At 73.1% G+C, this 12,685-nt stretch carries 1 protein-coding gene (running past one end of the window); it reads right to left on the minus strand.

Annotation, left to right across the window (positions count from 1 at the left end; genetic code table 11):
• On the minus strand, positions 1-12,648 hold the 5' portion of the coding sequence (locus EDD30_RS05485; RefSeq protein ID WP_123678092.1) for a type I polyketide synthase. Its footprint begins 16,404 nt before the window's first position; only the first 12,648 of its 29,052 coding nucleotides appear in the window; the start codon lies at positions 12,646-12,648; its stop codon lies off the left edge, out of view.
• Between the last annotated feature and the right edge of the window lie 37 nt (positions 12,649-12,685).

Consider the following 12,685-nt stretch of genomic DNA (forward strand, 5'->3'; position numbering starts at 1 on the left):
CTCGGCGTACAGGTCGTCGCCGGCCCGCCAGGCGGCGCGCAGGCCCTGGAAGGCGGGCCCGTACGAGTAGCCGTGCGCCCGGAACATGGCGTACGCGTCGTCGACCGGCACCGGCTGCGCGCCCGGTGGAGGCCACTCGGCCAGGGCGGCCGGGGCGACCGGGGTGCTCGCGGTGAGGAAGCCCTGCGCGTGGCGGGTCCACACTCCCTCGCGCCCGGAGTGGATGGTGACGGTGCGGCCACCGTCGTCGTCCGGGCCGACGCGGACCTGGATCTGCGCGGCGTCGCCGGCCAGCAGCGCCAGCGGTGCGGCCAGGGTCAGTTCTTCCAGGTGGGGCGTGCCCGCCTCGGTGCCGGCGCGCAGCGCCAGCTCGACCAGTGCGCTGCCGGGGACGAGCACGGAGCCGTGCACGGTGTGGTCGGCCAGCCACGGCTGCGAGTGGGTGGAGATACGCCCGGTGGCGATCAGGCCGCCGTCCTCGGGCAGGCGCACGGCCGCGCCGAGAAGCGGGTGGGCCACCTCGGACAGGCCGGCAGCTCCGACGTCACCGGCGGTCGCGACCAGCGGCGCGGGCCAGAAGCGCTGCCGCTGGAACGGGTACGTGGGCAGGTCGACGCGGCGGCCGCGGCCGATGACGGCGGCCCAGTCGATCGGCTGGCCCTGGGTGAAGAGGGCGCCGACCGCGGCGAGCAGGGTGGTGACCTCGTCACGGTCCCGGCGCATCGTCGGGGTGCCTCCGGTCATGGCGGACAACACCGCGTCCGGACCGACCTCGAGGTACCGGTCGGCGGTGGCGGCCGCGATCCCGTCGGCGAAGCGGACCGTGTCGCGGACGTGCCGTACCCAGTAGGCCGGGTCGGTGAACAGGTCGGTCTCCACCCGGCCGGTCACGTTCGAGACCAGCTGCATGGTGGGCACGAGCAGGGCGAGATCCGCGACGATCCTGCCGAAGTCGGCCAGCATCGGGTTCATCGACGCCGAGTGGAAGGCATGGCTGACGTTGAGCCGCTTGGTGCGCTCGAAGCGGGCCGCCACGGCGAGGACCGCGTCCTCGGCGCCGGACAGCACCACCGCCTCCGGGCCGTTCACGGCGGCCAGTGAGACCCCGTCGCTGAGCAGCGGCAGCACCTCGGCCTCGGACGCCTCGACGGCGATCATCGCTCCGCCGGCGGGCAGCGCCTGCATGAGCCGGCCTCGGGCGGTGATCAGGGTGCAGGCGTCGGGCAGGCTGAGCACGCCGGCCACATGGGCGGCGGCGATCTCGCCGACCGAGTGGCCCATCACCACGTCCGGAGTGATGCCCCACGATTCGAGGAGCCGGTAGAGGGCCACCTCGACCGCGAAGATCGCCGGCTGGGCGTTACCGGTGGCGTCCAGGTCGTTCCAGTCGATGTCCAGGTGTTCGGTGACCTCGTCGAGGGCGTGCTGGAAGACCGGATACCGGGCGGACAGGTCGCGGCCCATCGCGGCGCGCTGGGAGCCCTGACCGGTGAACATGAACGCGGTGCGGCCGAGCCGGGCGGTGCCCTGGACGAGTTGGTCGCCGATGCGGACCGCGCGGTGCGGGAGCCGGGCCCGGGTGGTGGCGAGCGACCAGCCGACGTCGCGCGGGTCCGCGTCGACGGTGGCGAGGCGGGCGAGCTGGTCGCGCAGGGCGCCCGCGGACTTGGCGGAGACGACCAGCGGGACGACCTCGCCGGTAGCGGGCCGCTCCTGCGGGTGTTCCTGCGGGTCGGGCTGTTCGAGGATGACGTGCGCGTTGGTGCCCGAGATGCCGAACGACGAGACACCGGCCCGGCGCCGGGCCGACTCCGGCCACGCCATGTTCTGCCGCGCCAGCGACACCGCACCGGCCTCCCAGTCCACGTGCGACGACGGCGCATCCACATGCAGCGACTGCGGCACCACCCCGTGCCGCATCGCCATCACCATCTTGATCACACCCGCGACACCCGCAGCCGCCTGCGTGTGCCCGATGTTCGACTTCACCGAACCCAGCAACAAAGGCAGCTCACGATCCCGGCCATACGCCGCCAGCAACGCCTGCGCCTCGATCGGATCACCCAACGTGGTACCGGTACCGTGCGCCTCCACCACATCCACGTCCCGGGCACTCAGACCGGCGTTGGCCAGGGCCTGCCGGATCACCCGCTGCTGCGACGGCCCGTTCGGCGCGGTCAACCCGTTCGACGCACCATCGGAATTGACCGCCGAACCCCGCACCACCGCAAGAACCTGATGACCATGACGCCGCGCATCCGACAGCCGCTCCAGCACCAGAACGCCGACACCCTCGGCCCAGCCGACCCCGTCGGCCGCGTCCGCGAACGGCTTGCACCGCCCATCCGCCGCCAGGCCACCCTGCCGGGAAAACTCGACGAACGTCCGCGGTGTCGACATGACCGTGACACCGCCGGCGACGGCCAGGTCGCACTCCCCTGCGCGCAGCGACTGCGCGGCCAGGTGGAGGGCGACCAGCGACGACGAGCAGGCCGTGTCGACCGTGACGGCAGGGCCTTCGAAACCGAACGTGTAGGAGACCCGGCCGGAGGCGATGCTGCCCGCGCTGCCGCTGCCCTGTTGTCCCTCGAACTGAGCCGGGTCGAGTGTGCCCGCGTAGTCGTTGTACATGACGCCGGCGAACACGCCGGTGGGGCTGCCCTTGAGAGTGGACGGGTCGATGCCGGCCCGCTCGAGGGCTTCCCAGGTGGATTCGAGGAGCAGCCGCTGCTGGGCGTCGGCGGCCAGGGCCTCCCGCGGGCTCATCCCGAAGAACTCCGGGTCGAAGCCGGCCGCGTCGTGCAGGAAGCCACCCCACCGGGTGTACGAGGTGCCCGGCTCGTGGCGGTCGGTGCTGTAGAGCCTGTCCACGTCCCAGCCCCGATCGGCCGGGAAGTCACCGACCGCGTCCACGCCCTCGAAGACCAGGTCCCACAAACCCTCCGGTGAGGTGACACCACCGGGGAAGCGGCAGGCCATGCCGACGATGACGACCGGGTCGTCCGACACCGGCGGCAACACCGCAGCGGGAGCAACCATCTCGGCCACCGTGCCGAGCAGCTCGTCACGCAGGAATTCGGCGAGCTGCCGGGCGCTGGGGTAGTCGAAGACCGCCGTGGCGGGCAGCCGCAGCCCGGTGGCGGCGCCGAGACGGTTGCGCAGTTCGACCGCGGTGAGCGAGTCGAAGCCGAGATCCTGGAAGGCGCGTTCCGGGTCGATCGCGCCGGCGCCGGAATGGCCGAGGACCACAGCGATTTCGGCGCGGACGACGTCGAGCAGGATCTCTCGTTGCTCCGCCTCCGGGCGGCCGGCGAGGCGCGGGGTGAGGTTCTGCGCGGCGACGCCGGTGGCCGCCGCGTTCCGCCGGGTGCGAGTGCGGATCAGGCCGCGCATCAGGGCGGGTACGTCGCCGTGGGCGCGCATCGCGGTCAGGTCCAGGCGGGCCGTGACGTACGCCGGGCCGCCGGCCGCGGCGGCGGTGTCGAACAGGGCGAGTCCGCGGTCGGTGCTGAGCTCGGGCATGCCGGAGCGGGCGATGCGGTCGGCGTCGGCTCCGCTGAGCGTGCCGGTCATGCCCAGCGCCCACGGTCCCCAGGCGAGCGAGGTGGCCGCCATGCCGTTCTCGTGGCGGAAGGCGGCGAGTGCGTCCAGGTAGGCGTTGCCCGCGGCGTAGTTGCCCTGCCCGGCGGCGCCGAACACGCCGGCGACGGACGAGAACAGGATGAAGGCGTCGAGGTCGCGGCCGAGGGTAGCGGTGTGCAGATTCCAGGCGGCATCCACCTTCGGAGCCAGCACCGTGGCAAGACGCTCACGCGTGAGCGAACCGATCACCCCGTCATCCAGCACACCCGCGCAATGAATCACCGCGCGCAGCTCCGGCAGACCCGCCACCAGCGCATCCACCGCCGCCTTGTCGGTGACGTCGCAGACGAGCACCCGGCCGGGCAACTCCCCAGCACCCGCAGCCTCCGGGCCACGACGACTCACCAGCACCAGATCAGTCACACCCTGACCGGCCAGATGCCGCGCAATCGCGGCACCGACGCCGCTGGTACCACCAGTGATCAGCACCGTGCCCCGCCACTCCGGCGGCTCTCCCACACCGGCGACGCGGGCCAGACGCGGCGCGTACGCCACACCATCACGCACCACCAGCTCAGGCTCCTCGCAGGCCAGCACCTCCGGCGTCGGCTCCCCCTCGATCAAAGTGATCCGGCCCGGATTCTCCGACTGCGCCGACCGCACCAGACCACGCACCGCCGCCGAAGCCAACTCCGCCGGGCGCAGGACCACCACCAGACGACGATCACCGGCCATCTTGTCCTGCAACAGACTCAGCGCCCACGCCGCAGCCTCGTGCACCGACCCGACCACGTCGTCGCCGACAGCCGGAACGTGCACGACATCGACATCGACATCGAGGTCGCCGGCGGCGGGTAGCGGTACCGCGACGTGCTCGACGCGGTACAGCGGGTCGGTGGCGGCAGTGGTCTGGACCGGGCGTACGACGAGGGAGTCGACGGTGGCGACCGGGTTACCCCGCGGGTCGGCGAGGGCGAGGGCGATGGTGTCGCCGTCGCGGGTCAGCCGGACCCGCAGCGCGGTCGCGCCGATGGCGTGCACGGCGACGCCCTGCCAGGCGAACGGGACGGCGGCCCGCTGCTCGCCGCTGTCGAGGGCCAGGATGTGCAGAGCGGCGTCGAACAGGGCCGGGTGCAGGAGATAGGACTCCGCGTCGGCCGGGAGCTCGACGTCGGCGTACAGGCGGTCTCCGTCGCGCCAGACGGCGCGCAGGCCCCGGAAGGCCGGGCCGTAGGAGAGGCCGGCCGCGGCCAGGGTGTCGTGGATGCCATCGATGGTGACCGGTTCGGTGCCGGTGGGCGGCCAGACGGTGGCGTCGAAGTCGGCGGGACGGGCGCCGGTGGTGAGGGTGCCGCAGGCGTGGTCGGTCCAGGCGCGCTCGCCGTCGGGGCGGGACCGGACGGTGAACGTACGCCGGATGTCGTCGCCGCCGAGGAGCACCTGCAACTGGACGCCGCCGGTCTCCGGGACGACCAGCGGGGCGGTGAGGGTGAGGTCCTCGACGACGTTGCAGCCGACCTCGTCGCCCGCCCGCGCGGCAATCTCCACGAACGCGGTGCCGGGGAGCAGGACCGTGCCCGCGACGGTGTGGTCGGCGAGCCACGGCTGAGTACGCCGCGACAGCCGGCCGGTGAAGAGGAGGTCGCCGTCGGGCAGCTCGACGCTGGCGCCGAGCAGCGGGTGCCCCGCCGGGTCGAGGCCGGCGGCGCCGAGTCCGCCGGGGGCGCCGGCCTGCACGCTGGGCCAGAAGTGCTGGCGCTGGAAGGGGTAGGTGGGCAGGGCGACGCGGTTGCCCTTGCCGGTCACGGTGGCCCAGTCGACGGTCCGGCCCTGCGTGTAGAGCGTGCCGACAGCGGTGAGCAGGGTGGTGACCTCGTCACGGTCGCGGCGCATCGCCGGAACACCTCCGGCCATCGCGGACAGCACCGCGTCCGGACCGACCTCCAACAACCGTGCCTCACCCGCAGCGCTCACCGCGTCGGCGAACCGCACCGTCTCGCGCACATGCCGCACCCAGTACGCCGGACTAGTGAACAGCGTCGTCTCGATCTGCCCGGTGACAGCGGAGACGAGCGGGACGGCGGGTTCGTCGAGGGTCAGCGTCTCCACGACCGCCGCGAACGCGTCGAGCATCGGATCCATCAACGCCGAGTGGAAGGCGTGGCTGACCTTGAGCCGCTTGGTGCGCTCGAAGCGGGCCGCCGCGGCGAGGACCGCATCCTCGGCGCCGGACACCACGACCGCGTCCGGGCCGTTGACCGCGGCGATGTCCACCCCGTCGACCAGAAGCCGCCGAACCTCCACCTCCGACGCCGCCACCGCCACCATCACCCCACCGGCCGGCAACTGCTGCATCAAACGGCCCCGAGCCGAAATCAGCGTGCACGCATCCACCAGACCCAGCACCCCGGCGACATGCGCGGCCGCGATCTCACCCACCGAATGACCGAGCATCACATCCGGCGTGACCCCCCACGACTCCAACAGCCGATACAACGCCACCTCGACCGCGAAGATCGCCGGCTGCGCATTACCCGTGGCATCCAGATCATCCCAGTCGATATCCACATGCTCGACCACGGCGTCGAAGGCCTCGGCGAACACCGGATACCGGACGTAGAGATCCCGGCCCATCCCCACCCGCTGGGAACCCTGACCGGTGAACATCATGGCGAGCGGGGCCTCGGTGGCGACACCCTCGAGCAGAGTGCCTCCGATCTTCACCGCTCGGTGGGGGAACGACGTCGACCGGCCGGCCAGGGCGGCGGCCACGTCGGCCGGGTGCGCGTCGAGTGCCTCGACCCTGGTGATCAGGTCGGTCAGGGCGCCCGAGGACTTCGCGGACAGTACGTGCGGCACGACGTCGTCGTCGTGCTCGACCACGGGAGCCGCCGCGTCGGCCGGCTGTTCGAGGATGACGTGCGCGTTGGTGCCGGAGATGCCGAACGACGAGACAGCGGCCCGGCGCTTCGCCGACGCGGGCCAGGGCCTCTGCTCGGCGGCCACCTGGACGGCGCCCGCCTCCCAGTCGACATGTGACGACGGCGCATCGACGTGCAGGGACTGCGGGACCACCCCGTGGCGCATGGCCATGACCATCTTGATGATGCCCGCGACCCCCGCGGCCGCCTGTGTGTGCCCGATGTTCGACTTGATCGAGCCCAGGAGCAAGGGCAGGTCACGATCGCGGCCGTACGTGGCCAGCAGTGCCTGCGCCTCGATGGGGTCGCCGAGCGTGGTGCCGGTGCCGTGTGCCTCCACCACGTCGACGTCCTGCGGGGACAATCCGGCCGAGGCGAGTGCCTGCCGGATGACGCGCTGCTGCGACGGCCCGTTCGGAGCGGTCAAGCCGTTCGAGGCCCCGTCCTGGTTGACCGCCGAGCCTCGGACCACCGCAAGGATCTCGTGACCGTTGCGCCGGGCGTCGGAGAGCCGTTCCAACACCAGGGCACCGACACCCTCGGCCCAGCCCACGCCGTCCGCCGAATCCGCGAACGGCTTACAACGCCCGTCCGGCGACAGGCCACCCTGCCGGGAGAACTCGACGAACGTGGTCGGCGTGGACATCACCGTCACGCCGGCGGCCAGCGCCAGATCGCACTCCCCCGCGCGCAACGCCTGGGCCGCCAGGTGCAGCGCCACCAGCGACGACGAACAGGCCGTATCCACGGTGACCGCCGGTCCTTCGAAGCCGAACGTGTAGGAGATCCGGCCGGAGGCGATGCTGCCCGCGCTGCCGTTGCCGCGGAAGCCCTCGAAGGAGTCCTCGGTGAGCAGGTTGCCGTAGTCGGTGTACATGACGCCGGCGAACACGCCTGTGCGGCTGCCACGCAAGGTCAGCGGGTCGATGCCCGTACGCTCGACGGCCTCCCAGGCGGTCTCCAGCAGCAGCCGCTGCTGGGCGTCGGTCGCCAACGCCTCCCGGGGGCTCATCCCGAAGAACTCCGGATCGAACTGCGCCGCCTCGTGCAGGAAACCACCGTGCCGGGTGTACGAGGTGCCCGCCACCGTGCGGTCGGCGCTGTAGAGCCGGTCGAGGTCCCAGCCGCGGTCCGACGGGAAGTCGCCGACCGCATCCACGCCGTCGCGGACCAGGTCCCACAGGCCCTCCGGCGAGGAGACGCCGCCGGGATAGCGGCAGGCCATGCCGACGATGACGACCGGGTCGTCCGACGCCGGCGGCGGCGCGGTGACGGGGTCCTGCGCGTCGGGCTCGACGCCGACGAGTTCGTCGCGCAGGTGCCCGGCGAGGGCCGCGACCGACGGGTAGTCGAAGACGACGGTGGCGGACAGACGCAGCCCGGTAACGGTGCCGAGGCGGTTGCGCAGCTCGACGGCGGTGAGCGAGTCGAAGCCGAGGTCCTGGAAGGCGCGTTGCGGGTCGATGGTGGCCGCTGTCGGGTGGCCGAGGACCGCGGCGACCTCACCGCGGACGGTCTCCACCAGGTCGCTCACGTTGACCGCGGGCGCGGCGGGGGCGGCGACGGCCCGGCGGACCCGGGCGCGGACCAGGCCGCGCAGCGGTGGCGGCACGACCCCGGACGCCTGGATCGCGGCGAGGTCGAGACGGACCGGGGCGATGACCGGGCGGCCGGTGGCGAGGGCGGCGTCGAACAGGGCGGTCCCCTCGGCGGGGCTCAGCTCGGGCAGGCCGTTGCGGGCGAGACGGGCCATGTCCACGTCGGCGAGGGTGCTGATCATGCCGCCGTCGCGGGTCCACGGTCCCCACGCCATCGAGGTGCCCGGCAGGCCGAGGGCGTGGCGGTGCTCGGCAAGGGCGTCGAGGACGTTGTTGGCGGCGGAATAGCTGCCCTGGCCGGGACCGCCGAACAGCCCGGACACCGACGAGAACAGGACGAACGCGTCGAGGTCGCGGACGAGGGTGGCGGTGTGCAGGTTCCAGGCGGCATCCACCTTCGGCCGCAGCACCGTGGCGAGACGCTCGGGCGTCAGAGAGCCGATCACACCGTCGTCCAGAACGCCCGCGGAGTGGATGACCGCGCGCAGGTCCGGCAGATCGGCGACGAGGGCGTCCACCGCGGCCTTGTCGGTGACGTCGCAGGCCAGGACACGGCCGGGAAGGTCCGCGGCGCCCGGGGCATCGGGGCCGCGGCGGCTCACCAGGACCAGATCGGTGACACCCTGATCGGCCAGGTGCCGGGCGATCGTGGCACCGATACCGCTGGTGCCACCGGTGATCAACACGGTGCCGCGCCAGGACGGCGGCTGCCCGGTACCGGTGACGCGGGTCAGGCGCGCGGCGAAGGTCTCACCTCCGCGCACCATCAGCTCAGGCTCCTCGCAAGCGAGCGCCTCCGGCGTGGGATCGCCCTCGATCAGGGTGATACGGCCCGGATTCTCCGACTGCGCCGAACGCACGAGACCACGAACCGCCGCCGAGGCCAGATCGCCCGGACGGGTCACGACGACCAGGCGGCGATCGCCGGGGAGCTTGTCCTGCAACAGGTTCAGCGCCCAGGTGGTGGCCTCGTGCACCGACGCGACCACGTCGTCGCCGGCGGCCGGGACGTGCTCGACGTCGACGTCGACGTCGACGTCGACGGAGGCGGGCACCGCGATCGGGGTCCAGTGCGGTGCGAACAGGTCGTCGTGGGACTCGACGGCGCCCGTGGCGCGGCGCAGGGTCAGCGCGCGGACGGTGGCGACGGGTGCGCCGGCCGGGTCGGTGACGGCGACGGCGACGCAGTCGGCGGCGGTGCGGGCGACGTGCACGCGGACTGCGGACGCGCCGGTGGCGTGCAGGGTGACGCCCTGCCAGGCGAACGGGACGACGCCGCGGTCCAGGCCGTTGAATGCGGACACGTGCAGGCAGGCGTCGAGCAGGGCGGGATGCAGGCCGTACGCGGCGGCGTCCGCCCCGTCCGGCAGGGACACCTCCGCGTACACGTCGTCGCCGTCCCGCCAGGCCGCGCGCAGGCCCTGGAAGGTCGGGCCGTACGAGAAGCCGCCGGCGGCCATCCGCTCATAGATGCCGTCCAGGGTGACCTCGACAGCACCGGCCGGCGGCCAGGCCTGTGGTGCCGCATCTGCGGTGTCCGCACCGGCGGCGAGGAATCCGGTGGCGTGCTCGGCCCAGTCGCCGCCGCCCTCGAGCCGAGAGCGGACGCCGACCGGGCGGCGGCCGTCGGCGTTGGCCGGGCCGACCCGGATCTGCAGTTGGCGGGCCCCCCGGGCGGGCAGGACCAGCGGGGTGGCGAGCATCAGCTCGCCGATCCGCTCACAGCCGGCCTCCTCGCCGGCGCGCAGCACCAGCTCGACGAAGGCGGTGCCGGGCAGCAGCACCGCACCGAGCACGACGTGCTCGGCGAGCCACGGCTGGGAACCGACCGCCAGGCGGCCGGTGAGCAGCAGGTCGCCGCCGTCGAGCTCGACGCAGGCGCCGAGCAGCGGGTGACCGGCGATCTCCAGGCCCGCCGCGCCGACGTCGGCCACGCTGGGGGCGGGCGCGGGCCAGAAGCGCTCATGCTGGAACGCATAGGTGGGCAGATCCACGAGGTGCCCGCCGGTGACCGGCCAGTCGATCCTCTGCCCCTCGGTGAACAGGGCGGCGACGGCGGCCAGGAACGTGGTGGTCTCGTCGCGGTCGCGGCGCAGGGTGGCGCTGCCGCCGGCCATCGCGGACAGCACCGCGTCGGGACCGACCTCGATGAGGTGGACGGCGTTCGCGGCGGCGATCCCGTCGGCGAAGCGGACTGTCTCCCGGACGTGCCGCACCCAGTAGGCCGGGTCGGTGAACAGGTCGCTCTCGAGCCGGCCGGTGACGTTGGAGACCAGAGGCAGTTGCGGGCGGTTCAGGGTGAGGCCGTCGACAACCTGCCGGAAGGCGTCCAGCATCGGGTCCATCAGCGCCGAATGGAAGGCATGGCTGACGTGGAGGCGCTTGGACCGCGCGAAGCCTGCCGCCACCGCCTCGACCGCGGCAGCCTCACCGGACAACACCACGGCGTCCGGGCCGTTGACCGCCGCGATCGATACGCCGTCGACCAGCGCGACGTCCGCCTCTGCCGCCTGCACCGCGACCATCACGCCACCGACCGGCAGCTCCTGCATCAGACGGCCACGCGCGGAGATCAGCGCGCAGGCGTCTGCCAGCGACAGCACCCCGGCGACATGCGCCGCGGCGATCTCCCCTACCGAGTGCCCGATCAGAACGTCCGGGACGACACCGACCGATTCCAGGAGCCGGTAGAGGGCCACCTCGACCGCGAAGATCGCCGGCTGGGCGTTGCCGGTGGGATCCACGTCGTCCCAGTCGACATCCAGGTGTTCGGTCACCGCGTCGAAGGCGTCGGCGAACACCGGATACCGCTCGTACAGCCCACGACCCATGCCCGCGCGCTGCGAGCCCTGACCGGTGAACATGGCGGCCGTACGACCCGGCCGGACCGCGCCGGTGACCACGGCGGCGGACGGTTCGCCGGCGGCGAGGGCGCGCAGCGCGGTCACCGCATCGTCGCGTCCGGCGGCGAGTACGACGGCCCGCTCGCCCAGGAGGGCGCGGGTGGTGAGCAGCGAGCGGACCACGTCGATGGGCCGCGGCGCCACGGTCTCCATGTGGTCGGCCAGGCGGGCCGCCTGAGCGCGCAGTCCGGCGGCGGACTTCGCCGACAGGACCCAGGGCAGCACGCCGCCGGGCACGTCGTCCGGCGCGGGGGTGTCGTTGTCAGCAGCCTCGAGGATGACGTGGGCGTTGGTGCCGCTGATGCCGAAGGCGGAGACGCCGGCCCGGCGCGGGCGGTCCGTGGCCGGCCAGTCGGTGCGCTCGGTGAGCAGCGCGACCGTGCCGGAGCTCCAGTCCACCTCGGAGGTGGCCTGCTCGGCGTGCAGGCTCCGCGGCATGACGCCGTGGCGCATCGCCATGACCATCTTGATGATGCCGGCGACACCGGCGGCGGCCTGCGGGTGGCCGAGGTTCGACTTGATGCCGCCGAGGCGCAGCGGCCGGTCCGCGGGGCGGTCCGCGCCGTACGTGGCGAGCAGCGCCTGTGCCTCGATGGGGTCGCCGAGGCGGGTGCCGGTGCCGTGCGCCTCGACCACGTCCACGTCGGCGGCGGACAGCTTGGCGTTGGCCAGCGCGGCGCGGATGACGCGCTCCTGCGAGGGGCCGTTCGGGGCCGTCAGGCCGCTGGACGCACCATCCTGGTTGACCGCGGTGCCGCGGACCACGGCGAGCACCTCATGGCCCAGCCGGCGGGCGTCGGAGAGCCGTTCGACGAGAAGGATGCCGACGCCCTCGGCCCAGCCGGTGCCGTCCGCGCCCTCTGCGAACGGCTTGCAGCGCCCGTCCGGCGCCAGGCCACGCTGTCGGGAGAACTCGACGTAGAGGTCGGTGGTGGGCATGACCGCGACGCCGCCGGCCAGCGCCATCGAGCACTCGCCGGAACGCAGCGCGCGGACCGCCAGGTGCAGCGCGACCAGCGACGACGAGCAGGCGGTGTCGACGGTGACCGCGGGACCCTCCAGCCCCAGCGTGTACGAGATGCGGCCGGACAGCACGCTGACCGCCCCGCCGGTGAGCAGGTGCCCGCCGGCCTCCTCGGACTGGCGGGCCAGCTCGCCGTAGTGGGTGTCGGTGCCGCCCACGAAGACGCCGGTCTGACTGCCGCGCAGCGACGCCGGGTCGATCCGGGCGCGTTCCACGGCCTCCCACGCGGACTCCAGCAGCAGGCGCTGCTGCGGGTCCATGGCCAGGGCCTCGCGGGGGGAGATGCCGAACAGGTCGGCGTCGAAGTCGCCGGCCGCGTCGAGGAATCCGCCGCGCTTGACGTAGCTCTTGCCGGGCTTGCCGGGCTCCGGGTCGTACAGGTTCTCCACGTCCCAGCCGCGGTCGCCCGGCAGGTCGCCGATCGCGTCGACACCGTCGAACACGAGCTGCCACAGCTGCTCCGGGGTGTGCACGCCACCGGGGAACCGGCAGGCCATGCCGACGATGGCGATCGGCTCGGCGTCCCGGGCCTCGACGGACTCCAGCCGCTGCCGGGTGCGCCGCAGGTCGGCGGTCACCAGCTTCAGGTAGTCGCGGAGCTTGTCCTCGGAGCTGGGCATGTCGGGGAACCTTCCGTTGTGCTGTTCGGCCGCGGCG

The organism is Couchioplanes caeruleus (assembly GCF_003751945.1).
Classification (GTDB): Bacteria; Actinomycetota; Actinomycetes; order Mycobacteriales; family Micromonosporaceae; genus Actinoplanes; species Actinoplanes caeruleus.